Origin of the sequence: Leptospira ellinghausenii, assembly GCF_003114815.1 — a bacterium.
In the GTDB taxonomy this organism is placed as follows: Bacteria; Spirochaetota; Leptospiria; order Leptospirales; family Leptospiraceae; genus Leptospira_A; species Leptospira_A ellinghausenii.
Window position 1 is genome coordinate 1 of record NZ_BFAZ01000001.1, and the last position, 25,920, is coordinate 25,920.

Below are 25,920 nucleotides of genomic sequence, written 5' to 3' on the forward strand. Positions count from 1 at the left end.
CTACGTTGTATTTTGTAAAAGTTCCATTCGATTCACTTCGGTACTCAGGGAACGAATTGAGATAATTACCTCACCAGGATCTGGTGGGGTTTTTTTATGCCCTGACACAAGTTGGTGTTTTGAATGAGTCGATTAGGTTATGTTGCTGCGAATGGGGGATGGGATTCTGATGGGTCGAGTGGGATACTCGATAAAACCAAAGAATTTTAAGTATAGATTCCTCGGTAGTTTTTTGTATTGAATTTCACTAAAATGGATTTGATTTAATTGGTAATATAAAATTTGGTTTTGAATTATCTAATTTTTTAAATTCATAAAATCGAATGAAAATTGATCCAGTCTTTAAATTATTATTTTTATGATAATAAATTAACCAGAATTTGTTAATATAACTAGGCAATTTCTATGGGAAAACAGGTCGTAATCTTTAGTTTTATATTCTTATTTATTACATTCTAAAATTGTAAATATCAAATAGGCTGTAACCCGGGAGACGCAGCAATCATTTGTGGTATTGAGAATGAATACGTAAAGAGTCTTGCAAATTCAGCCAATAGAAGTTTAAATTCTCCTGAAAATTCTCTAACTCCTTTATCTACTTATTCATTTTCTGGAGACTGGAACTGTGGTTTAAATTGCCAAGATGTTTTTGAAATCGTTGTATTAGCCAACTGGAATTATAGTTTTACAGTATCAAGTGTAACAAATTTTTGACTATTATGATGGTCATTAATGGCAGCAGCGATTCCATTAAATGGAACGAAACTTTTTAATGGCGTTATGAATGATACAATGTGTTTAGGCCATGATTTAGGAGAAAACAGAACTTATTCTACTTCTACATTAGGGAAATATCAACAAACAATTGGTAGAAATTACGGAGCTAGCTCCGGTAATAAATGAACATGTGATTTCTCAATAACAATCTCGCCATCCGGTCCTTTGTTTATAGTCATTCAAATTCAGAATGATATAGCATCTAGTCATACGACTACTAATTAACCTTAGTTGTAATTTGAGGTATTTACGTTATTTAATTTCAAAAGAATTATTTAGGCAGCAGCTAAAGATTTCAATTTGATTCAATAAACATAGAATTCAAAGTAACTGCTGGCCTTCTTTCCATTATTTTCTCCCATAATATATAACAAAACAGAAGCCATTTCCAACATTTATTACTGAACCGTTAAGGTGCCTAATTGAGAGGTTGAAAATGTTAATCCAGAGTTTCCCCCGTACCCATCTAGATCACAATATGTCTCTCGTGCAACACCCGTTATCTTTACCCTCCCCACATATTTATACGTCCCTGGGATTGCCGGAGCTGTGATAAATGAATAATATTCATGGTTATTCGCACAGTTTAAACAAGAGGAATTGTATGATGCAGAAAAAAATGTCCAGTTTTGAGGTTCCGTCATTGGATTTGAATTATTGGGTCCATATCCTACTTGTAATTGAACTCGAGAATCAGCCGCTTGAGGGAATATATTCGTAACATTGGTATGATAAAATTGAATATAGATCGCATTGGAAGCATTGGCAGTTGTGCTTCTTGTTAAAGTTAAAGAAGTTGGCCACTGAATGATACAATAATCCACTAACGTCAGGTTTGATGGAGTTTGGTATGTTTCTGTACCTAAATCACTTTCTCCGTAAGCAGCTGTTAATGTGATGTTAATGTAATAGATCGTATCATTATTAAGTCCTGTTAAAACGATTGGAGAAGTCGTTCCTGATACACTGGAGTTTGATTTTGTGACTCCCGAAATGGTATTGTAATACACTTTATATCCTGTTGCTCCAGATACGGTCGCAAAGTTTACGGTTAATTGACCAGATCCAACTCCAATTGATGAAATGACAGGGGGACCAACATAAAAATTTTGAGTACTGACATTACTACTGTTCTTTGCTAGATCTATTGCTCGATACTTTACTTGTATACTACCATTCGAAAGGGCAAATGCAGAGCTGTAAACAGATCCATTTGTAACGGTACCATTGGAATCAAATGTAGGATCTGTGCCGTTTAAAGTATAGATGATTTTATCACACCCAGTTCCACCAGTATCAGAACAACTGAGTTGTAGTTGTGTACCCGAGTTAAAAGGACCTGAACCAGATGGTGAAGTGATACTTACAATTGGAGCTGTTGTATCCTTATTCGTTGTACGTGTCGTAAAACCAAAACTACCGACTAAATTTGAAACACAAATTCGGATCGTGTTATCTCCTTCAATGAAATGTGAATTCGCAACAGTGGTACTGATGTCTGTGGTCGCAAGTGCCGAACCTGTAACATTGGAATTTCCTGAACCATTGCTTAATGCAGTTCCCGTTGAACAGCTGCTACCTCCAATCCGAATTTGGTAGTTCCCCGCTTTTGTGCTTTGCCAATTGAGACTTACGTTATTAATTCCATTGACTGCTGATGTGGAAGAGTTAACTGTAATGGTTGCTACTTGGCTATCGACAGTGTAAGTTTGCGAATTGATAGTCGAGAGGTTTCCAGCTTTGTCGCGAGCAACAAACTTAGTATAAGTGACGGAAGAATCGGACATATCAATGGCAGAGTTATACAATGTACCATTCGTAATGTTTCCCGTAGACCCTTGGATTGTGGGATTGGCTGGTGCACTTCCCACTTGAGTAGTGTAAGCAATTTTATCACATCCAGATCCGCCAACATCAGTACAGCTAGCTGTAACTGAAGTAGCCGAACTATAATTCCCTGAACTTGGAGAAGTCGATACAATTGGTGCCGTGTCGTCTCTTTGTAGAGAAAAAGAAATAAATCCAACCAAACCATTGGATCCAGTTACACAAATTCGGTAGGATTTTGTTCCTTCGCCAGAAAAATGAGTATAAGAGCGAATAAACGTTATGTCCTGATTGGCAGAAGCTGATCCAGTTGCTAAGCTTGTTCCTGAACAAGCATTTCCTTCGTAAATAACATATGAGCCAGAACGATTTGATTGCCATGTTGCAGTCGAAGATTGAATACCATTAGCAAATGAAGTTACTGCTAATGAAGATTGACTCACTAATGTTAAAGCTGGTACCGATGTATCAATTGTATAATTGAATTGAATAGTAGAAGACAAATTACCATTCATATCTCGACAAAAGGCTTTTAAAGTTCGACTCCCTTCAAAGGACAGGTTAACAGATTTTGAGGGAGGAGAAACGATGGTTCCAACCTTCGATTGGAAATTGGGTGTAGAACCATCTAAAGTATAAATTATGTTTCCTGGTGCAAAATTGTCAGTGCATGTTAAAGTAGTTGTTTGTGAGGTTGAATAAGTTCCTGAAGACAATGAGCTAGTGAGAGTAGGGGGAGTTGTATCACCAAGAATCTGCGCCACCAAAGTATCATTAGTCGTTCCATCTCCGTCTGTATCAAAACCAATCAGATTTCCGCTGGAATCTACGATTGCTAACACTGGACTTCCAGTTCCACCAGGTCCCGATGTAAGAAAAGTAGGAGGATTAGGATTGATATAATAATCAGCAATTCCATCTCCGTTTGTATCTACGGCATCAGGGATACTATCTGCATTCGTATCAATGAGGATCAAATTCGGAACACCGTTACCCGTGAGATCAATACCATCGGAAATTCCGTTGCCGTCCGAATCGACGAGTGTTCCAGAGAATGTACCGTTACCTGATAGGTCAACGACGGTTCCTGGTTCTACATTGACTGGTGCAGCGGAACGACCTCCCAAGCCAAGTAGAAGGCCCATGGCACTTGAGTTTGAACTATTGTTAGGTATCAAAATACAATACTGGAATAAACATATAAGTAGGAGGGAAAGGTAATTAAGAGTTTTCGTATAGATTCGCATGATTTTTTCCAGATTGTATTCTGTTTGATTACAACATATGGAAGTCTCATAATCACCTTCTAGTTGAAATTCACAGCTTACGAAAAAAAATTCCAAAATACCGTTAAAAACGTTCCAGAATCGCAATAAAAACGTTAAAAACGGTGACCCTTAGTCATTTAATTTCGCTATTCTATTAAGTTTGTCTAAATTTAGTTTTTCCCTATTTTTTTTGTTCTGCTCTAACGGGTATTTGAATGTGGTAATACGATAGGTTCTTCAAATGCGTTATCTATGCAGTTTATAGAAAGAATCTTAAATGGAAGAAGCATTACATTCAATTTTTGTATCCATTTGATTTGCATCTAGTTGAAATTGTTTCATTTACGATATTTGGAAAAATACCTACAAATACCGAACCTTCAAAATCTAGTTTTAGAAGGTTCGACTTATCTTTAGTTGTAAGCTAAGCAGAGTTATTTGTTGAGAAGTTCTTTTAGGTGGTCTTCATATTCTAAAATATGTGGTTTGTATACTTTTACCTTTAACGGATCAGGGATCCCTGCTTTTTGTAAATCAAATGTTCCATTTTCTTCTTTTCCCCACCATGCACCAAAATGTTCGTATCGGTCTGAGTAAGTTTGATTATCTACTAACTTCAGTTTGTTGTCATATAATAAGAATTTAGTTTCTGTTTGAATACTGTTCCAACATGGGAATGTGCCAATTGATAAGATACAGAGATGAGCAGTGATTAGGGTACGACCCACATTTCCCATACTTTCGTCGAATGCTGGTCCATGGATCGCAATTAAATAATAATCTACGTCTCTCTTTTTTAAAGCAAAGATAGTTTTTTCATCAACTTTTTTAATTTCGATCATTTTTGAGATTTCTTGAAGTCCCGATAATTTCACTCTTTCTAAATAAGTCATCGCAACGTCTTTAGAAGCTTCTGGAGATACACTAGAATCGATGCCTGAACTTGGTATCATTTCAATCGGTTTCCCAATTGTCATGACAGAAACAGTTGGATGATTATAATCTAATGTAGCCGTAGTGGTTCGAGTCCTGCCGGAAGTGATCGTTGAGTATTGATAAGGGAAAAAACCAACTAATGCAATTTTCAATTTAGGATTAAACTCAATGGCTTTTTGAGAATATTCGCGAACAAGAACGATATTTTTACAGGATAAAAATGTAAAAAGAACAATTAAACTAACAAAACTAACACGTAACATAAAAATCTCCCGCTATATTCATTGTAATTTTCACACGAAAGTCAATGTTTTTTTAACAAAGTTTCAATCTTGAATTTTAGAATATTGCAAAAATAGTATTTTGAAAAAATCAAATTTGAAAACAAAACTGAACAATCAGAATCCTATTTTGCGCGGAGTTCAAAGATCACTTTTTCCGAAGAATCCAATTCATAACGAGTGGAACCTGCGGTTGCATTGATGATGCGTTTCGCTGGGATGTTCTTTTCTCGTAAGATTTGAAAAATTGCTAAGGAACGGTTGATTCCAAATTGTTCGTGTAACGGATCTTCCTCTTCTGTACCAGGAAAGGGTGCAACAAAGTTGATGATGACAATTTCATATTCAGGGTATTCAATTGCAAAACTACGCGCAAGAGCGTCCAATTTTGCTCGGCCTTCTATATGGATCCGAGTTGTTCTGGGTTCAAATAGTTCGCTTGCGAGAAAAGAAAACGTTCTGATTCGAGGAGGTGATTCAATGGTCTGAGTTTTATCAAGGGTTTGTTCAACTGAAATAACTTTCGATTCTTCATTGGCAGAACCAATTGAAAATTGTTTTCCAAATCCAAGGCTCACAAAATTTTCTTCAAAATTCCCGCGGTTTCGGAATGTATTCACTTGGGGTTTAAAATCCACTATGTAAGTATTTGTCGTTAATGCTTCGAAAAATAAGAAATAGGACGATGCAAAATGAAATCGTAATCCTAGGCCGGCAAAAAAACGTTCCACTTTTCCACCTGACTGGCGTTCGTTTCCTAAACCTCCACCAAATCGAATATAGGGATCAAAAACAGAATTGGGAAAAAAATGGATTCCAAAATCCAAATTTCCGGTTGTGATCGAAGAAATTCTTCGGTCTTTTCGAATTAAAAACGAAAGTAATTCGGATGAAAATAAATTATCATTATATGAACTGGAGGGAAATTGACGTTGTATTTGGCTTGCATTTAACAGAACAAACGTAGGTTCTATTTGGCGTAAATTTGATGCTTCAATCGACTGGTAAACACCCGTTAGTCCAACAGAAAGGTATTTGAAAAAAGCATATTGGACACCCACTTCTCCCAAATGACTATTCAAACGGACTTGGTCAGAGTTAAAATCAGTAAGAAGATAATAGGCAATTGTCCTAGTTTCTGCACTTAGGCCATCACGATAAGCCAGATATGTAGGGAAATTATATGTTTCGGCAAAACGTTCTAAACTTCCAGAAGACATTCCCAGACCATACGATCCAGAACCAAATAACATGAGATTGCCTTTCTGAAACCCTTCGGCAGACAATAATTGGGGAATTAAAAATAAAAAAAGCCACTTACATTTCCACATGCGGTTATACTTCAGAAATCCTTTACTTTTCTCAACTTATTTTTTTAAAGAGGAAAAAAATAGAACATAACAGCAGATACGTCATCAAAATGAATGGCAATCAATTCATTGGTTTCAAGTTTGTTTTTTGCGAAAGGGATCGTAAGGGCGCGTTAGCGGTCGCTATGAGCGACCAAAGCCCTGGAGAGCCCGACCCCAAATGATTGTGGAATGATGGTTTGTGTAAGTCTTGATTTTAGGATAGGAAATCATATTTTGGGGGTTCGTCCAAAATTTTATCTCTCTCTATTGAATAGATGGACAGGAGTTTTTTGTTCAAAATAACATAACATATGTTAATTTTTTATTACATCAACAGTGTATGTTTTTGACTGGAATGGTCGGAAAAAAATACTTTTGGAATGAATAATTCTTTTCAATCCTTTCTTTCGAAACTAAATTCGTTTAGAAAACAAAGGGGAAAGAATGGATCAACATACATCGGACCACATATCCTATCTCAAAATTCGCATTACAAAATTGAAAGAGAACCCAGCTCTCAATCATGAACAAATCAAAGCGTATGAGAAGGTTTTGGACATCGCAAACGGTTCTTCTGATTATGCAGAGTAACCAAACAATTGGGTAATGACTCCGATTTATTTTCCATTGCCAAAAGTGAGCAGATGGATCGGTACCGATCCATGAAACAATTATATGAAGAATTTGGTTTGGAAGAGTATGCATTTTTCTATTCAAAACGAGAAGAAATGGCTCTTGGTTGTAAAAGTTATGCAGAACTCGCAACGAAACTTCCCCAAACCTTATCACCAGTCACTGAAACGGAAGCAAATGAGAAAATCAATCAATCCGTAATTGTATTACAGTTACTCTTTCAAATCAACACACTTGCTAATCTTTCCCATCAAAAAGAAAAAGCCAAACAAACGAAACAAGAATATTTGAAATTAAAAGAATTAGATCCTAATTTTAGATTTGATTCTTATTTTCAGAATCCTTATCGATTGCTAAATCCATTTACAAAATCACAATTGAATCGATTGGTTCAAATAATAGAAACAATACTAGGTGAGGAATTGTAATGGAACCAGCACTAAAAGATTTAATTGATTCCTATCGAACTGGACTAAAAAGCTATTTTGATTCATTGCCTGAAGATAACAAAGAAGTTCTGAATGCAAAAAAATTATTGTCTGAAATGGAAACACTTGCTGAATCAAGTAAAGATTATTCTGCTTTCATGGCTGAAGCGCAAAATAGAAACTATTTCACAGAAATTATTGGATACTATTCTAAATTAGGAAATGAGGCTTACCAATTAAAACCTAAATCGAATCGTATCCCTTCTCCAGAAGAGATTGCAAAAGGTTATCACTTATCATTTGAGTCTTTAGGTGAGGCAAAAAAAGATCCAAATGTTGCTAAGATTTACAATCGAGTATTCCAATTAGAGAGTGAATCCACTTCCGGTCCAAACTTCATTCTCAAAATGGAAGAAGAAGATCTATTTTTAGGGATGTCTAGATACCATATGGTTTATGTTATGCGAGATGGATTGGAAAAACTCCTGAATTCTGGAAATCCTGAAATTACAACTGCAGAGAAATCTCTGGGAATTGTCTCGAGTCCTCAAATGGAACATTATTTCCAATCGATGCAAAACAAAATGAATGAGGCAAAGACGATCATCGAGATGGAAGTTTTGGCATTTCAGGAAGCCGAAAATTCTCGATTTTTGAATTTATGGGATTCCAGTTTTCTCTTTGCTGTATTTCAGTCTTTTTTATCTCCTTTGATTTCATTTCGTATGACAGGTTCTAAAGAACATAAAGAAGATGCGAAACAAGCATACGAATTTGTTTGTGATTTTTATGGAACAAATTGGAATGATATATTTGAAAATCGAAGGATTTGGGATTACTTTGAACGAACCATTTTTGGCGGTGGTAAGGAGATTTTTAAAGAACAAGGGTTAACGTCTGCGAAAGAATTACAGGCAGATCTTAGAGGTTACTTGGACAAATGTGTTTCCGATATCGATCGAATTACCGATCCATCAAAGCAAGTCGTATGGTTTCGTGATTCTGAAATCGAACTGTCACTTGTTTATGAATCATTGAAGAAAGCATAGAATGGTAAATATTCATCCTGCTTTAATCTCTAGCGAAAGTAAAATTCTCGATTGCTTATGAAAACCAGAAACATTATCTAATTTTCTTATCTTTATCTGTAGTGTTTGCAGATACGATTCCAGTTCCAGTGCCAACGGAATAGGCAGAACGAGACCTACGGTCTACTTGGTCAAAATAAATAGCCCGACTACAAATGGTCGAAAGTTCTCATTGATGATGGAACGTTTCACAAAGGTTTTAATGGTGGGTTTTACCGTTATGAAGGTGATATCATTCGGACTGATTCGGAGGGACAAACAATTCAATGTAAGGATATTGGTTTTATGTTAGAGAAAGACAGTTCAGGAGCCTGGGTAGTAGAGATTACTTCTCAAGGGAAGTGTTATGAAATCGAATTGGGTCTAACTGAATAGAGAGAAAGGATGGTTGCTGATTAAGAAGACTAAACTACTTTTCACTCAGCTGGTGAGACAAACAACTTCATATACGGAAATGGGTTTTGATTTTCCTTTCACAATGACTTTATCAATCTCTCTGATTACAAATCCATCCGATTCATTATACTTTCCTTCGATTTGCCTGAAGGTAACTTCAGAAATCAATATTGGACATTGGTAGTGTTTGGTTAATCCTTCAATCCTTGAGGCTAGGTTTACATTGTCACCAATGGCAGTATAATCTAACCTACGATCAGAACCAATATTTCCAACAATGGCTTCTCCCGTGTGGATTCCGATTCCCACCTGGATTTGATCTTCTAGGTATTTCCTTTTTTGATTGAATCGATGTATCTCGTGGATCATTTCGACAGCAGATTTGACAGCACGGAGTGCATCATCATCTCGTTTAAAAGGTGCACCAAAGATCGTCATGATAGCATCTCCAATGAATTTATCGATGGTTCCATTAAATCTAAAGATAATGTCTGTCATACGAGAGAGATAGTCATTTAAAAATAGAACCACCTCTTCGGCTGACCTTTGTTCGGAATATTTTGTAAAGGATCGTATGTCCGAAAAGAGAATTGTAACCTCTTTCATTTCTCCGCCAGGTTCTAGCTGAGCATTGTTTTTATAAAACTCGCTGACTAATTGAGAGGGAAGGTATCTTTCCATCATTTGTTTTGCATTTGCTTCTTTGACCATTTCAAAATTTGAAACTGTTGTCACATAACCAATCGCAAGTATCATTCCTAATCCAAATAACATAGGGATTAAATCGATAGGGTATCCTCCTCCTAATCCAATGGATATCACAAAAAGGAAAATAAATGATAAAAATGCTCCGTAGATGGTTCCAATTTTGGAATGCCTAAGTAAGTTAAATTGGTAAATGAAAATGGCACCAATCATTGCGATAAAATAAATAACACCATCACCTCTTTGGACCGTAGGATCAAAAAATATCATTAAACCAATAATTGTATAATCCAAGGTGATAGTAAAAAATTTGAGATAAGGTTGAAAGGAAAAATGAGTTACAAAAAAAAGGACAAAACCTGCAAAGACTAAGAAAGTTGTGTCTAACAATAGTGTGATGTTAGTGGGAGGGACAATTGTATAATTGATCACATGGAAGTAGGACAAATAATCCATAAGCGATGCGAAGGAAAAAATGGCAAAACGAACAACAGCTACCTTTTTTTCATTTTTGATCTCTCTTGAGATTAAAATTTCATCGACTATCGATTTTTTCATTCCTTATCTCCAACTTGAAAGAATCCAATCATTCCTATTTAATGACAAAAAGTGTAAATTTTATTCAAAGATAGTCCAGATCATTGGAACTAAAATGATCAGCTTCAACCATGATTTGGCTTTCTTTTTTTCTAATCAATGAGGAATCAATGGATTGTTTAGGGAGAGAGTTAGGTTTAGAATTTTTTAGATCCCATTCTCTATAACAAGTGGAATCGAAATTCGGCAAATTACCTTTGTTTTCGGTTGGGATTTTGCATATAAATGATCGATAATATTTTTAATTTCAATTTTGCCATCAAATCTTTTGATGATTGATTCCACTTTTGTTAATCCTAAACCGAAATCGAGAGTTTTGTAGTCATCATAAACAAATTTTGTGAGACGAAAAAAAGGTTCAAATATCATATTTTCAAATTCTAGCGGAATTCCCTCTGTCCTATCTGAGTTTTTGATGGGCGAGTTATAAACAGATATCACGAGCGATTTTGCTTCTATATACATAACAATGTGGATGCTACTTTCCGGGATCGAAAATTTACAAGCATTGGTTAGAATTTCCTTCAATGCCATGATGAAATATTTTTTATGAATATTGATTTTGTTTTGATCAAATGATGATTTTTTTTCACTTAAGTATAAATAATTTTTTTGAATATCCAAGAGGTTACTCATTTCATTTGTTACATTCTTTATTTCATGATATAAATTTATTAAAGAGATCGTCTCTAGTTCAATTTTTCCGTTTAAGATTTCATCTATTTCGGAAAAAGTATATAAAGCTTTTTCGGCCATCTCTGCATTTGTTTTGATGAGACCCATAATCTCTGTATCAATTTTATAAAAATCTCCTTCAATTTCTGCGGAATCTGAAACAATTTTTAATAAGGATACTAGGGCTCCAAATCCAGTACCTTGGTTAAAACTAGTTTTTAAACTCTCAAATAAATTTTGGTTCAAATTTTTAAATTTTCCAGATCCTCCTATTTTTTCTTTCCATTTGATCCAATCCAAATGACTTTCTAGGCGCATTTCACGTTCTCGTTTGGCAACCTTTTCTAATTTTCTTATGTTGTGAATTTCAAAAGCACGTTGAAGTTTTAGAGAAAGTTCTTCAGCTTCAATCGGTTTTACAATATAATCGTAAATTCCTCTTCTCATGATATCAATGATGATAGATGTTTCGGAATTGTTTGTTAGGACTATGATAATGGGTTCGACCTCTTCTTCTTTTAGAAAATCGATGAGTTCTATTCCGTTTACGTCTGGCATATCATAATCTGTAATGACGATCGGAAATTGGTTTTCTAAGAACAACTCCTTTGCCTTTCGACCATCTTCCGCCAGCGTGACCTGATAGCCGAGTGAGGCTAAAGACTCTTGGAGTAAAGTGGCAGAAATTAAATCATCTTCAGCGAGAAGAATTCGTTTTTCATTCATATCAATTATATCCTAAATTTTAATTTCAATTTTATACTTGGTTCCATTAGAATTCTCTATATGAACAATACCTTTTAGTTGTTTCACTAACATGTTAATTAGGTTTAAACCAAAGCTATTTGTAGATTGAAGTAAAATTGTTGGGTTGATTGGAATTCCATCATCTTCATAATTGATCATCAAAATTTGATTTTGAATTTTTGCATGAAAGGTAATTTTTCCTGATTGGCCTTCATTGAAGGAATATTTCATAGAGTTTGTAACGAGTTCGTTAATGATGATACCGATGGAAGACAAAATTTTTGTGTTAATCGCAACAGGTTCTACATGTATATCAGTTGTAATCTTCTCGTGATTCGGAAATATATTTAATATTTCGGAAATCAAAGTTGGAAAGTAATCTTTAATGGAAATTGTGTCTGTATTTTCCGATCGGTACAATTTGTCATATAACAACATCATACTTCTAACTCGATTTGAGGCATCGAGCAAAATGGTTTTATGCAATATATCTTTTTGTGAGTTTGCTTCCATTTTTAACAGACTATAAATCGTATTCATATTATTTTTGATACGATGGTGCACTTCAACTAAGATCAGTGCCTTTTCATTTAGAAGAGATTTGATTTTTTCATCCGCTTCTTTGATTTCTGTTATATCAGTTCTGATAGATAGGTATTTTTCAATTACACCACGAGCATTTTTGATAGGTGCAATGGTTGTAGCAACCCAGTAAAAAGTTCCATCCTTTGCTCTATTTCTGATTTCACCATGCCATGTATTTCCTGATTTAATGGTCTTGTATAGATTTTTAAAAAACTCAGCAGGATGGTATCCCGAATTGATGATACGATGGTTTTCACCGATTAATTCATCTCTTGTATACTTACTAATTTCGCAAAATTTTTTGTTAACATAAATAATATCAGCGTTTAGATCGGTGATTGCAACAATTGCATGTTGGTCAATCGCATATTGCCTTTGTCCCAACTCAAAATAAGTTTCTTCAAGTTTTAAATCCAAAGTACGTTTGAATGTGATGTCATTGGCAGTGCCGTGAGAGCCGATAAACTGTCCAGATTCGTTATACAAAGGAGTTGGGTAAAAAATTAAATATTTTGCTTCTCCAGTTTTAGAAATAAATAAAGTTTCATATCCAATCTTGATAGAATCATCATCACCTAAGCTAAATTTTTCGAAAGCTTTTTTGTCTCTTGTTGCAATCACGGATGGTTGAAAATCTAAAAATGAACGATCGAGAATTTCTTCCTTTGGGTATCCCAGTAATTTTTCCCATGCTGGATTTATATACCTAAAATGTCCGTTCTCATCCAGACTCCAAACAAGGCTTGCTGTATTTTCGACTAAATTTGAATATTTTGTTTCACTTTCCTTAAGATGAATTTCCATTTCCTTTTGTTTGGTAATGTCTTGGCAGGTTCCGATAGAAATCTCTGGATTCCCTTGAGGATCAAATATGGAATAACAGGTTTCCCTTACCCACTTGATACGACCATCTGACAGAATTAGTCTGTGTTCAATTTCATATTTTTTTTTATCTATTAGAGATTGTGAGTAAGCTTGGTTTACTTTTTCGCGGTCATCTGGATGGATTACAGATAAAAATGTTTCATAACTTGGTTGGAATAAGTTTGGATCCAATTCAAATATTTCATATATTTTTTTTGACCATTTTAATGTACCAGTGACTAAATTTAATTCCCATCTACCTACTTGGGCAACATTGGATATGTCTTCAAATTCCTTTTTGTAGGTGATATCCGTTTCTTTTTCGTCTGTCGACTCAACTACAATTAACTGGATCCAATCACCATCTAACGATAGATTTCCATAAAGTGAAACTTGTTTTGTGAGATTTTGGCGAACGATAATTTCCGCCAGGCAAGAGTTTTTGTTTTTTCCTGAACATATTGTGCTAATGAATGTATGGAAACTCTCTTTTGATTTTTCGGATAAAAGTGTTGTGAATGATTTTTGATGAAGATCAGATTGTGTAATGGAAAATAATTCCGTAGCTTCGGAATTTATAAAATTGATCCTACCTTGTTTTGAAATTTGTAAAAATGCAACAGGTAAGGAATCGTAATGTTCGTTTGACTTACCATCTTCTTTATTATCTTCAAAAATAACTTGGTTCATGTTTTGGAAATATATTTACACTTTAATAAGTTGTGAATTTCAACCAATTGATATTCGTTATGGAAAAATATTCTAGCATATTTTTGTTTTGGTTGTTCTAAAGATTTTAAAATTTTATAAATTAATTTATTGTTAAAGCGGGAAAAATGATGAAGGAAACATTATATATGAGTATTAAAAATTATGAAAATAGATATTAATATAATGAAAAATTGAGCATTATTTGCGAATGATATTTAAGATGGTTTAATTTTAGTCTCATTCTAATTGAGGTGGATTCGGTCGCATCGACATTTGTCGATCGAATCATAGAACGGTCTTGTCTTATTTTGTTAGGTGAATGAAAGTTAGAATCATTCAATGCCAAGATGCGATCCCAAACGATGGCTATACTGTATTGGTGTTTCGGTGTTGTATGAGATTGGCGTCTTGCATTTGATCAATATCGGTGAGATCGATTTGATTTTATTTTTCTAAATAAGTCATCTCTTCTGATTAATGGAATCACAAATCGGTTTGGCACTTCGAATTTTTACGGATTTACCATTGATGAAATTGCCAAAACATTTTTAACCAATAGAGAAACCTTATCAAAACGGCTTTACCGAGCTAAAGAAATCCTAAGGGAAAATAGTATGAGTATAGAATATCCTAATTCAGATGAATTTCAAAATCGACTTCAATCAGTTTTGAGAACATTATATCTCATTTTTAATAAAGGATATTCGATGGAAGGATTGGAGAAAGAGATTCGAAAGTCATTTTGTTTGGAGTCAATCCATCTCTGTAGCCTTCTTTTAGAAACTGAAATTTCCATTCATTCAGATGTTTATGGTCTGCTCTCTCTATTTTGTTTTTAATACTCACGTTTTGATTTTAGGTTTAGTTCTGAAGGATAAATGATACGTTATGAGGATCAAAATTGAAATTTTTGGAATTTGGAATTCATTCAAAATGGGAAATAGCAGAGTATCTGTGAATTGTATTCGGCACTTCTTTTGCTGGAATCCTCTTCTTTGATACATCTCAATCGAATTTACGCAATCTACAAAGCCTATGGAAACGAAGAAGCGTTAAGAGAATTGGGAATGTTGGATTTTCCAAAGAGTTGTTATTATTTTTCTTTGTTAGGTGAATTGTATTCAAAATTGGATCCTATGAAATCAAAAGAATATTATACACAAGCTATATCTTACGTAACCTCTCCCCATGAAATCAATTCCATTCAGAATCGAATGAAAAAACTATTGTAATGATTTCTGAATCACAAATTTCCTTTAAGCCGCAGGTTTTTCTGGAATTATTTCGTCGAATCTAAAGGTTAGATTTGGATAAGAGCCAATCCTGACTTTTGCTGGAATTGAAATTTGAATCTTAAATCAATTTTATTGGGAGTACGTTTCGAAGGAATGATTGATTAATTGTATGACTACAATGAGGCAAAAACAAATTCGATTTATTGGATATCTAAGTGGTATTTTTATCACTTTAGCAATTATCAATTCATTTGCTATGCTATTGTTTTTTGGGAATACATTTTTTTCCTTTTTTGGCTTCTTTGTTGCTCTCTTGTTTTATATTACCTATACATTGAACAAAAAAGGATTCCATTTCCTTTCCAAAAATTTAATTTTATTACTATTTAATTTTGCGATCATAAATATATCGAGTACGCAGGGGAAAGGTTCTGGTTCGATTCTATTGTATTTTCCGCTTTTGAGTTTATATTTTCTGGTATTTGAAACGATCCAGTGGAGATGGATTGTTTATTGGACTTTGGTCTCGTTACTTTCTTATTTTTATCTGGAAACATCTGAATATTCCATACTTAAGTTTGGTGATATGGCTAAGATTGATCTGAATACACTTTTTCAATTTAATCTTTTTTTGAGTTTTCTTGGTGAATTTTTAATCATGCTCATGTTTATACGTGTGAATCATGAATTAGAAAACTCTTATGTTGTAAAAGCAGAAGAATTGAACGATTCATTAAAGGAATTAAGTGTTGCTAAGGAAAAAGCAGAGAAGGCTGCGCAATCTAGGTCTATGTTTTTATCTTCCATGAGTCACGAGATTCGAACTCCAATTAATTCAATCATAGGATTTACAAATATTCTTTTGGATGATGATCCAAAAGAAGAACATAAGGATTTTTTGTCCATGATTCAGTTTTCTTCTAGAAATCTATTGGTTATCATCAATGATATTTTGGATTTTAATAAGATGGAGGCGGGTAAGGTTGAACTTGAATTCATTCCCTTTGATTTTCAATCTTTAATCCATAAAATCTTTCATTCTATGAAGGTTAAAGCGGATGAAAAAAATCTTAGCTTCAAACTGGAAATAGATGAAGGAATCAGTGAATTTTTAATTGGTGATCCGAATCGCTTAACGCAAATTTTAATCAATTTGATTTCGAACGCTATAAAATTTACATTAGATGGGGAAATAGGTTTAGTCGTCAAACTTGAAGATACTTTAAATGATACAGAAATAATAAGATTTATTGTAAGAGATACAGGCATTGGTATACCAGAAAAGAATCAAAAAATCATATTCGATCATTTTTCCCAAGCTGATTCTTCCACTTCAAGAAAATTTGGTGGTACAGGTTTAGGATTATCAATTGTGAAAAAGCTCGTTGAACTCTATGGTTCTAACATTACATTGGAGTCGAAAGAAGGTGAAGGAAGTGAATTTTCATTTCTTTTGGAATTTGCAAAATCAGAATTGATTCCAGAAGAGAAACGTTTTGTGATTCAAAAAAAATCTTCAAATCAAAGAAAGAATAAAACTATCCTTGTTGTAGACGATAATGAACTCAATTTAAAAGTAGCGTTTCAATTTATCAGAAAATGTGGATTTGAATGCCTATTGGCGAGTAATGGTAAAGAAGCTTTACAGATTGTTAGTAAAGAGAAAATCTCTTTGGTTTTAATGGATCTGCAAATGCCTGATTGGGATGGATTTGTTACTACTGAAAAAATTCGTGCTAGTGGAATCTTCACTCCTATCATAGCTCTAACTGCTGATGTTTCGATTGATGTTAGCAATCATGTGAAACGTTCAGGTTTTTTAGATATAATTCATAAGCCATTTCTACCAGAGGATCTAGTCAACAAAATTGAACTTTATGCAGAGTGAGCCATTAGAGGATTGGATACCCCAATCCTCTTTTAGTTGATTAGTCTCCAGAATATTTTTGTGCTTCTTCACATTCTGGTATGGAAACCTTTCCTTTTGCACCTTTGAATGTATCGCATGTTAGTTTATCAAATGCTAATATGCACTTTTCGAAGGCTTGCACTTGTTCTTCCGTCACTTCTTTCTTTTCTTCTATTCTTTTTTTCTCAGCTTCTTTCATTTTTTGGTCAAAGAATGTGATACAGTTTTCTTCCGACTGCATAAAAGGTGGGATCATATTCCGATAAGCAGGTGGGATTTTTGCAAATTCATCCTTCGTACATTCAATTGTTTTTGAACACATTGTCTTTTGGAATTTTGGAACTAATTCTTTTAGTTTTGCTTCTGGTGATTGTGAAAGTTTGTTACAAGCCAGTAGTGACAAAAGAGTGAGAACAGTAAGATTTGTTTTTGAGAAAAATTTCATAGAGACTTCCAATTGATAAAATTTGACCAAATTTATCATTTTCCAAATGTTTCGAAAAGGAAAATTTATAAATTTGGTTTTCTCAAATGAAATATAGTTACTTGTTTTTTTGTTTGTCGATCAGATATCGTAAAGCACCAGTTGACCATAATGCCCAAAGAATGAGGACAGGTTGGAAAAATAGACGGATGAGTCTTTTCTCATCGGTATCGAGGCCGAAGGCACTGATTCCGTTTGTATATTGAGAAATATTTCCTGGGAAAATTAAAACGAAAAAGATTGCAAGTAGGATCCCCACTTTAATTCTTTCCTTCGCCCAAAAAAGTAAGGACAGTCCAAATGTGATTTCGACCACTCCTGAAGACAATACAACAAAATCCATAAACATCGGATCTTGGGGTAACCAACGTGGAACTTGGGCTAAAAATTCTTGCCGTTGGAAAGTAAGGTGACCTACACCTGCTACTGTCATAAAAAGTCCGAGTACAGTCCGTAAGATATTTTGTAATAGATTTGTTTGCATCATTTTCCTCGGTATTTTAGACCTAAATTCGATGTTAAATGAATCTGATTTTATTAAAAATACTTACTTTAAGAATTGGATGGATAGTAAAGTTACATCGTCTTCAAAGAGTTTCGAGTTTTGATGGGAAATTGCTGATTCTAATAGAGAACTAAGTGTATTGTCCCTTTTCCATACTGACTGGTCCTTTAACCATTCAACAAATCCTTTTTCACGGAACATCGAATTATCTTTTGAACGAACATCAAAAATTCCATCTGAAAACAAAAAGAGTTTGTCTCCCACTTCATACGGTACTTCAAAATTAGTCCCCTCCCATTCAGGTAGAATGGAAAGAGGTTTCCCTTTTCCTAAGAGGGCAGTGATTTGGTTTTGATGGCCAAAATAAATGTCTTCGTGACCTGCTTTTGACCAAATGAATTTTTTTTCATCGGAATCAATTACCACGGCAACTGCAGTGATGAATAATCCTGCCGTATTTCCAAATAATATTGAATTCAATTGGGACAAACATTCGGCAGGGTTTTCTTTGTTGGTAATGGGAAGTTGTAAACTAAAATGCAATAGGGTAGAAATCATTCCTGCAGAGAAACCATGCCCTGAAACATCTGCTAATAGAACAAAAGTTTTACCATCTTCTAATGTTTGGATACAATAGTAATCACCTGCAATCCCATCACTTGGCAAAAATTCTAATTTAACATCGATTTTGTTTTGGTCAAAATTTGGTTCTAGTAATAATCTTTTTTGAATTCTGACTCCACGCGTTAATTCTTCTTGTAAGTAAAATTCTTTTTGTTTTAATCGTAAGGCATTTCGAATCACACTTAATAATTCTGATTCTAAAAAAGGTTTTGAAAGGTATAAGTCAGCACCTTCACTGTGTAATTCCTTTCTCGTTGTTACATCTGCTTTGGCTGTTAATAAGATGACGGGTAATGAATGGAATTGTTCTTTTTTTCGAATTTCTTTTATTAGATCAAGGCCGCTGAGTTTTGGCATCATAAGGTCTGTGATCACTAGGTCTGGATTCTCGGATAGAATCGTTGTTAAACCTTCTTCCCCATCTTTTGCAACAAGGACATGGTAACCAGCTCTCGTGAGGATTGAACCTAAATACGATCGTAGGTCTGGATTGTCTTCAACAACGAGAAGTTTAACAAAACGTTTGTGAGGTTGTTTTTCTGCTTCGAAAATAAGTGATTTAGATTCTTCAGGAATGTATTCATGTTGGAAAAGATGAAATTGTTTTTCTTTCCAACTTGAGATGCCTGCTGTTTTTACATTCTTTATAATGGGCAATGAAAAATAAAAATGAGATCCCTTTCCGATTTCACTTTCAACTCCTACTTTGCCTCCATGTAGTTCCACTAATTCTTTTACAAGTGCTAAACCAAGTCCTGTGCCTTCTTGTTCTCTGGTAAGTGATGCTTCACTGATTCCAAATCGGGAAAATAGGCGTTTCATTTGATCTTCATTCATGCCAATTCCAGTGTCGTATACAGAGACAATCACCTCTCCATCATTCTCTTTTGTTTGTAATTTGATTGTTCCACCTGATTCGGTAAATTTGATCGCATTTGATAGATAATTAAAAATACACTTATCTAGTTGTTCAGGATCAGCGGCAACGATTGGATCATTCTCTTCTAAAACCAGTTCAAAGTTTATGTTCTTTCTTTTGACATAAGCATTAAAATTTTCTGATACCAATGATAAAAATTCACCAAGTAGTATGGGTGATGTTTTGATTTCCATCTTCCCTGAAGTGATTTTTTGGAGGTCGAGTAGTTGGTTCACCAATCGAGTTAATCTTCTTCCTTGGTTGGCTATGATTTTGACTTCCTGCGGATTTAATCCTTCCTCACGTGTTAATGCGGATTCAGAGGGTCCAGAAATTAAAGTGAGAGGTGTTCTTAACTCGTGTGAGATGTTTTGGAAAAAAGCAGTTTGTGCTTTATTTTCTCTCTCTAACGAATCTTCGGCGATATTTGCAGCTAAGGTAAAATAATAAGCAAAACCTGCATGGAATAATGTGGAAAAGACTATATTGGATACATTGATAAGTGTGAGAAAATTTGTACTCCATACATAAATGGGAGGATAATTCAACGAATAATAATAGGTGGATGCAAATAAGAGACACCCGATCACAATACTTCCAAATTTAAGAATGTTTTTTCCTGGAGGCAAAAGGAAAATTCCTGTTGCAAATAACATCATGTAGTATTGGTATCCAGCTCCCCATCCAAAAAAATAAGTAGCTGTTAGTGCATGCAAAAACACTTCTGAAAAACATAAATACAAGGAAGTGAATAGGTATTTTTTTCGATTGATCCAAATTGTAAATGCAAACCAGAATACACTTCCAATGTTAAAGATTGCCATCTCCAAAGCACCAACGAGAAGGAAAAAAAATACAAAAGTAAAATGGATAAGACCTGCTAAAACATAAATTGAGTTTGTTGCTACGTAGTATCTTTGGTATCGCAATTCGACTCCATCTGGTGCTTGGAATAGTGAGCGAACAAAGGTTAAAATCTGGATCATGTTGGGAAAAATGAATCAGATTGAGTTCGGAAAGTCAAGAATTCCCTCTGATGTTTTAAGAGAAAGGAGTGAAGCTAGGAATTCGATAAATAATTTAGATTGGGTGCGTCCACCAAATTCAAACCGATCCCATCTTTGTGGTTACACGAACCGGGAGAAACTATTTTCGCATATGTCCTAAAAATTCCGATTTTGATCCGATTATTTTTAACTTTAATTAAAAATTGTACTCGTTAGGAAACTCTTGAAATTTTAGTCGTAGTATAGGATATGCAAACGAGACTCAAAATATACTTCCTTCTTAGTTTTTTAGCGTTCGGAATATTATGTTCCCTTGGTACTTTTTTATCATTGCATTTGATGCAGAATTTTGAGGATCAATTTCTAATCCAAATTGGATTTACGCTTTTAATTATAACGCCTATTAGTTTTGGAATTGGGATTGTTTTTGGAAATTGGATCACATCCATTTTTATGAAACTGGAATCTGCTTTTAAAGAAGTTGGTTTGGGAAATTTAGGAATCCAAATTCAGTATAAAAAAAATGATATTTTTAAAGATTTTTATCATAGTTTTCATCGGATGATTTTAGCACAAAGTGAACTAATCCAACACATCAAATCTTCTGCATCAACTCTGTCGAATGAATCACTTGAGATGAAAAAAATTACGAGTGAGTTTGCATTGAATTTGCAATCCCAATCGGCAGCAACAGAAGAGGTGTCCGCATCTATTGAGGAAATTTCTGGTGTTGCAACATCCATTTCTAATATTGCAAATGAAAATAAAGAAAGTATGTCTGATCTGAAAGAGAAAGTTGAATCACTTTCTACGGCCATTGATGAAACTGCTGACACAGTAAATGAAACTTTGAATTCCATCCAAGTGATCATTGAAAAAGCAGAATCAGGAAAAACTTCATTGAAGCTGATGAACGATGCAATGGAAAATCTTACATCGAGTTCTACTGAAATTTCTCGTACCGTTGAGATCATCAATAAAATTAGTGAACAAGTGAATATGTTGGCACTAAATGCCTCCATTGAGGCAGCAAGAGCTGGGGATGCAGGAAGAGGATTTGCTGTTGTTGCTGATGAAGTTTCTAAATTAGCAGAAAGAACTGCAAATGCAGTGAAGAGTATAGATCATTTAATTAAAAAAAACCAACGGGATGTTGAGTTAGGCAGAGAAAGAATTGATTCCACTACTTCAGAAATCCAATCCATCATTGGTACCATTGATGTTATTTCTAGTCATATTGAAGAAGTAAAGAATGCAATCATATCTCAAAAGAATGTAGAAGGTAAGCTGTTTACTTTAGCTCAATTTGTTAAAGAAAGATCTGATGAAATTAAAAATGCTGTCAATGAACATAAAACAGCAACGAACGAAGTAATGGTATCTGTATCTTCCATTAGCGAAATCTCATTTAAAAATTCCGAACAAAGTGAATTTTTAGCTGATAACCTAAATCAATTTAGCAGTGCCACAGAGAAATTGATTTCTATGGTGAATCTTTTTAAAACCAACGTGACTGTTTCTCATCAGAAGGATTTTGTTAGGGATCCAAAAACTCATAGGATTGAATATTCATCTGAAATTGGAGACATTTACTATGTTCCTAATCATCATTTAATTGAAGTTGTTTGGAAACCAAATTACTCTGATGAAGGATACAAATCCATTCTCTTAAAAGCTTTGGATATCATTGAAAAATGGAAGATTTCAAAGTGGTTGGCAGACACAAGACAAATCGGTTTGGTTTCAAAATCAGGACAAGATTGGGTCAACCTGGAATGGTTTCCGAAAGCAAGTAATTCTACACTTCGTAAAATGGCTGTTGTTTTGCCTGAATCAGCCCTGTCTGCCATTTCCATTGAAGACACCACATTAAAAACTGGACTCGTGGAAATGAAATCGGTTCCCAATATGGAAGCGGCTTGGAAATGGTTGGCTTAGTATAAAAAAGCAGAGTCTTTGTCTAATTTGACAAGACCTGCCCTATAACGTTTGTTTGGATTCGTAATGTTCCCAAAAACATAAATTGAGTTCCCATTCGAAATCACTTTTCTTACAGTTGATCCTGCTTGGAATTTTGGATCCCAACTATTCAATGTTAAGTCACTTCGATTTAGTGAGAAGATTCCGACTCTTTGTGCACTGGACACTGTAGTGATTAAACCACCTAAGTAGATTTTGTTTTCGTTTTGGTCCATCGAACGAACAAATTCGGAAGCAGTAGCCAATGTTCCATTTGTTTGGATAGAAGTTAAATCAGGAAGTTGGTAGTAGGATAAACCATTCCCTGGATAAGGAGAAGTGGTTTGGTATTGTCCGCTCATAATCAAACGATTATCGGAAACAAATATGGAATAAGCCGAAAAATTGGAAGTGAAACTGTCGGTATGCGTTTTTATAAATGTTCCATTGAAACGATTTACTTTTGCCAGGTGTACAGCTGGATTTGAAAATGTTGTGAATTGACCTGAAGCCAAAAGTTCTTCTTCCCATAATTGTAAAGATCTTACGGTATTATTTGGATTGGGAAGAAAATTGGCATCAAAACCACTTTCAATTAAATCAAGTTTAACAATTCGATTCACAGGAATCGAATTGAGAGTTGTAAAATTCCCCGAAGCATAAATTGAATCTTTATAGAAGATCATTGTTTCTATAGAAGATGCAGGAAAGATTGGATTCCAAGTTAATAAAGTTTTTGTATCTAATTGAAAAGCAGCAGTTGATTGGCGTGTTGTGTTGACAATTGACGTAAATTGTCCATGAAGATAGAGCTTATTGTCTACGGCGAGCATTTGAGTCACTATATCATTTGGACTTGGATCCCAATCGGTTGGAGTACCTGTCGCTAAATCCAATTCTGCGAAATAATTTCTAGTCCTTGTATCAATGGCTCCGAACCCACCTCCCAAAAAGAGAACATTCTCTTTTAGTTTTAAAGCGACACCTTGGAATTCAAAATTTAAATTAAATAATCTGGGATCAAAAGAAGTGACTTCATCAGTTTCTATATTCAATTGGAAAAAATATTTTCTTACTATGTTTCTAACAGATTCGAAAAATCCAAATGCATAGAGTTTGTCATCAACGATAGATAATTTATAAACATTTGCATACACACCATCCAAATTATAATTGGAAGGTTGCAGATTTCCTGATAAGTCTACTTTGAAAATTCCAATTCTTGGTGTTGATATTTCACCAGCTACGAATAATTGGTCTTTGTAAATTGCGAGGTCAAATACTGCATTTCCTGAAATTAATAAACTACTAAAAGAGGATGTTACTGTGTTGTTAGTTAAGTCAATTGCTGCGAGTTTTGATCGTGTTACAGTACCTGCATTAAGAGAAGAAAATACTCCACCCACATATAAAGTTCTATCTTTTAATAACAAAGTATTCACCGAACCGTTTGTATCTACGATTGGATAAAATGTGTTTCCGTTATCTTTATGAAGTTTACCTAAATTTCCTGCTCCATTTCCATTAACAGCTGTAAAACTTCCTCCTATATAAATATAAGTTCCGTCAGTAACCAGTGATTTTACATCAGTTCCTGAAACATTTGGTGCCCAGGAATCGATTACCCCGGTAGTTGAATTGATGGAAGCAATATGTTCTCTGTTTGTTGGAGATGGAAAGTTTGTAATCGGTCCATTTGAAGTTTGGAAATCACCCGAGAAGAAGATCCTTCCATCTAAATAAATTAAATCATAAAATATAGAACTCGAAGTATTTAGTCTGGCATCAAAACGTAAATCTAGTTGGCATTTTTGATTGATTTTTGCTATATTATTTCTTGGAATACCTTGTATGTGTGTGAATTTTCCAAGTATATAGAGGTTACCTTCTTGGTCTAAAATGGCATGGTTGATCGTTCCAAAAGTGGAACCTACCTCATCAAAAACATCAAGTTGAGAGCAATACGTGGAAGCAATAGGGATACTGGAATCACTCCATATAAAGGCACCACCACCAGTAGTTGCAGCGATTTGGTCAAAGAGACCACCAATGTAAATTTTCCCTTTTGAGATAGTGGCTGTTACAACTTCTGCTGGGCTACCTGTAGTAAACACACCATAACTTACAAAATTTGGTTCATTCCTGTCGATATAAGGAACACAACTTGGAGAACGATCATTCGCTACATTTTTGATGAGTAAGAATTTTAAATAAGATTTGGAACTAGGATCACATGCATTATTTAATTCAGAAACTTTACATCCAATGGCTAAACTAAAGATAACAAAGAAAAAAGTAAAACGAGAGTAAAAATGCATTTAACCACAGGTTAGACACTATTCATTTTTCGCGAGTAAAATAAATAATAAGGTAGCTCTTGCAATTTTAAATACTACAACAGATTAAAACTTATCCGAATATTTAAACTTCAATTTAAATTGTAATGAATTTTACTTGTCAATCAATTCGTATTACATTAGATTATCGAAATGAAAATCAAATTCAATTTCCTAACATATGTTTTGTTTTTAACCTTTTTAGTATTTAACATTACATGTGGTACAATGAGTGCGAGAAAAGATGGCTTACAAAGTATTTTTATCAAAGCTCCTGCAGACAGTCATATTTATTTGAATGGTGAAAAAATTGGGGAAACCTTTGCAGCTAGTCTCATTGATTCGCCAGCAAAAGATCCAAATAAAAATTATAAACTAAGAATTGAAAAAGATGGATACGAACCAAAGGAAATTGAGGTTAAAAAAGAAATTCATTCCCTCTTTGGATGGAATTTGATTTTTTTGGTAGGTGCTCCCATAGGATTTGTTGTCGATTATTTTACGGGAGAATACCAAAATTACAGTCGTTGGACAGTCGTTGACCTAGACCAAAAGTCAAATTTCAAAGTTGATCTTACATCAGAAACAAACCGTAATTATATCCAAAAGAGAGATGCTGATAAGGAATTACTAGTCGATGTTAGGTTTGCTAATATGACGAGCCACACGCTTGAAAAATTAGATGAATCTGGGAAACCGTTGCCAAAATCAAAAGATGGAAATGACAAAAACCTCTTTATGTATCCTTTCCAAGAAAAATTATCGAAAGGATCGTATCTGATAAAAGGTGACTTTGCGAAAAAAGAATTTGATATGTCATATCGATCGAGTACGACAACAAAGGCTCGCAAATCAGGAGAGAAGTTGATCCAGATTCCTGGTGGTGGAGTGGGGGTCGTTTGTGGGACTATGGACTTAGTCACATATAAGTCTTCTTTCCAATGGATCCATATCCCTGAATTTATTTCGAGTAAACTTGCTGAATCCAAAGATGTACAAAAATTTTATCTTGCGAGCCACTGTGACCAGATATTTAACTTAAAAGAATTTCTAAGCCAAATTTAAACCTTTG

19 protein-coding genes are annotated in these 25,920 nt (G+C 34.4%); 9 read left to right on the plus strand and 10 right to left on the minus strand.

All coding sequences use genetic code 11. The features are described from left to right. Nucleotides 1-732: 732 nt before the first annotated feature. Nucleotides 733-903 carry a hypothetical protein gene (locus DI076_RS20100; RefSeq protein WP_167396486.1) on the plus strand — a complete coding sequence of 57 codons (171 nt, stop codon included), beginning with the start codon at nt 733-735 and terminating at the stop codon, nt 901-903. Between the two features lie 272 nt (nt 904-1,175). On the opposite strand, the gene DI076_RS00005 is transcribed toward DI076_RS20100, so the two are convergent. The 3 genes from DI076_RS00005 to DI076_RS00015 all read right to left on the minus strand — a co-directional run bounded on the left by DI076_RS00005 (nt 1,176) and on the right by DI076_RS00015 (nt 6,420). Beyond that, nucleotides 1,176-3,851 carry a chitobiase/beta-hexosaminidase C-terminal domain-containing protein gene (locus DI076_RS00005; RefSeq protein WP_108958030.1) on the minus strand — a complete coding sequence of 892 codons (2,676 nt, stop codon included), beginning with the start codon at nt 3,849-3,851 and terminating at the stop codon, nt 1,176-1,178. A 455-nt stretch (nt 3,852-4,306) separates the two neighbouring features. After that, on the minus strand, nt 4,307-5,071 hold the full coding sequence (locus DI076_RS00010; protein ID WP_108958031.1) for an Lp29 family lipoprotein: 765 nt from the start codon (nt 5,069-5,071) through the stop codon (nt 4,307-4,309). Between the two features lie 143 nt (nt 5,072-5,214). Then, nucleotides 5,215-6,420, minus strand: coding sequence for a putative outer membrane beta-barrel protein (locus DI076_RS00015; RefSeq protein WP_108958032.1), 1,206 nt, complete (start codon nt 6,418-6,420; stop codon nt 5,215-5,217). Between the two features lie 465 nt (nt 6,421-6,885). Between DI076_RS00015 and DI076_RS20105 the strand changes: the two genes are divergently transcribed. From DI076_RS20105 to DI076_RS00025, 3 genes are all read left to right on the plus strand, one after another. Beyond that, nucleotides 6,886-7,032 carry a hypothetical protein gene (locus DI076_RS20105; protein WP_167396487.1) on the plus strand — a complete coding sequence of 49 codons (147 nt, stop codon included), beginning with the start codon at nt 6,886-6,888 and terminating at the stop codon, nt 7,030-7,032. A gap of 71 nt (nt 7,033-7,103) precedes the next feature. Further along, complete coding sequence (locus DI076_RS00020; protein WP_135358365.1) at nt 7,104-7,502, plus strand: hypothetical protein; 399 nt, start codon at nt 7,104-7,106, stop codon at nt 7,500-7,502. Further along, on the plus strand, nt 7,502-8,551 hold the full coding sequence (locus tag DI076_RS00025) for a hypothetical protein (RefSeq protein WP_108958034.1): 1,050 nt from the start codon (nt 7,502-7,504) through the stop codon (nt 8,549-8,551). The genes DI076_RS00020 and DI076_RS00025 overlap by 1 nt, the downstream gene beginning before the upstream one ends. Before the next feature lie 459 nt (nt 8,552-9,010). Here the strand turns inward: DI076_RS00025 and DI076_RS00030 are convergent, their stop codons facing one another. The 3 genes from DI076_RS00030 to DI076_RS20110 form a co-directional block, all read right to left on the minus strand. Then, nucleotides 9,011-10,249 carry an adenylate/guanylate cyclase domain-containing protein gene (locus tag DI076_RS00030; protein ID WP_108958035.1) on the minus strand — a complete coding sequence of 413 codons (1,239 nt, stop codon included), beginning with the start codon at nt 10,247-10,249 and terminating at the stop codon, nt 9,011-9,013. A gap of 186 nt (nt 10,250-10,435) precedes the next feature. Beyond that, the gene (locus tag DI076_RS00035) at nt 10,436-11,689 is read right to left on the minus strand and encodes a hybrid sensor histidine kinase/response regulator (protein WP_108958036.1); all 1,254 of its coding nucleotides are present in this window, start codon (nt 11,687-11,689) and stop codon (nt 10,436-10,438) included. A 12-nt stretch (nt 11,690-11,701) separates the two neighbouring features. Then, the gene (locus DI076_RS20110; RefSeq protein ID WP_167396488.1) at nt 11,702-13,849 is read right to left on the minus strand and encodes a PAS domain S-box protein; all 2,148 of its coding nucleotides are present in this window, start codon (nt 13,847-13,849) and stop codon (nt 11,702-11,704) included. Between the two features lie 635 nt (nt 13,850-14,484). Between DI076_RS20110 and DI076_RS00055 the strand changes: the two genes are divergently transcribed. From DI076_RS00055 to DI076_RS00065, 3 genes are all read left to right on the plus strand, one after another. Then, nucleotides 14,485-14,709 (plus strand): DUF6596 domain-containing protein, encoded by a 225-nt coding sequence (locus tag DI076_RS00055; protein WP_108958037.1) that lies wholly within the window; start codon nt 14,485-14,487, stop codon nt 14,707-14,709. Between the two features lie 156 nt (nt 14,710-14,865). Further along, complete coding sequence (locus tag DI076_RS00060) at nt 14,866-15,102, plus strand: hypothetical protein (protein WP_135358366.1); 237 nt, start codon at nt 14,866-14,868, stop codon at nt 15,100-15,102. Between the two features lie 172 nt (nt 15,103-15,274). After that, on the plus strand, nt 15,275-16,993 hold the full coding sequence (locus tag DI076_RS00065; protein ID WP_108958039.1) for an ATP-binding protein: 1,719 nt from the start codon (nt 15,275-15,277) through the stop codon (nt 16,991-16,993). 40 nt (nt 16,994-17,033) lie between these two features. Here the strand turns inward: DI076_RS00065 and DI076_RS00070 are convergent, their stop codons facing one another. From DI076_RS00070 to DI076_RS00080, 3 genes are all read right to left on the minus strand, one after another. Beyond that, a complete protein-coding gene (locus tag DI076_RS00070; RefSeq protein WP_108958040.1) occupies nt 17,034-17,459 on the minus strand; it encodes an LA_2478/LA_2722/LA_4182 family protein in 426 nt (141 codons plus the stop codon). Between the two features lie 97 nt (nt 17,460-17,556). Then, a complete protein-coding gene (locus DI076_RS00075) occupies nt 17,557-17,982 on the minus strand; it encodes a DoxX family protein (protein ID WP_108958041.1) in 426 nt (141 codons plus the stop codon). 63 nt (nt 17,983-18,045) lie between these two features. Then, a complete protein-coding gene (locus DI076_RS00080) occupies nt 18,046-20,532 on the minus strand; it encodes a SpoIIE family protein phosphatase (protein ID WP_108958042.1) in 2,487 nt (828 codons plus the stop codon). A gap of 270 nt (nt 20,533-20,802) precedes the next feature. Here DI076_RS00080 and DI076_RS00090 point away from each other — a divergent pair, with 270 nt between their 5' ends. Continuing rightward, nucleotides 20,803-22,491: a methyl-accepting chemotaxis protein gene (locus DI076_RS00090; RefSeq protein WP_108958044.1), complete on the plus strand. Its 1,689-nt coding sequence runs from the start codon at nt 20,803-20,805 to the stop codon at nt 22,489-22,491. Here the strand turns inward: DI076_RS00090 and DI076_RS00095 are convergent. After that, a complete protein-coding gene (locus tag DI076_RS00095) occupies nt 22,488-24,830 on the minus strand; it encodes a Kelch repeat-containing protein (RefSeq protein WP_108958045.1) in 2,343 nt (780 codons plus the stop codon). The two genes, DI076_RS00090 and DI076_RS00095, sit on opposite strands and share 4 nt — an antisense overlap. A 171-nt stretch (nt 24,831-25,001) precedes the next feature. On the opposite strand from DI076_RS00095, the gene DI076_RS00100 reads away from it, so the two are divergent. Continuing rightward, entirely contained in the window at nt 25,002-25,913 is a 912-nt protein-coding gene (locus DI076_RS00100; protein WP_108958046.1) for an LEPBI_I2678 family protein, read from the plus strand. Nucleotides 25,914-25,920 lie beyond the last annotated feature (7 nt).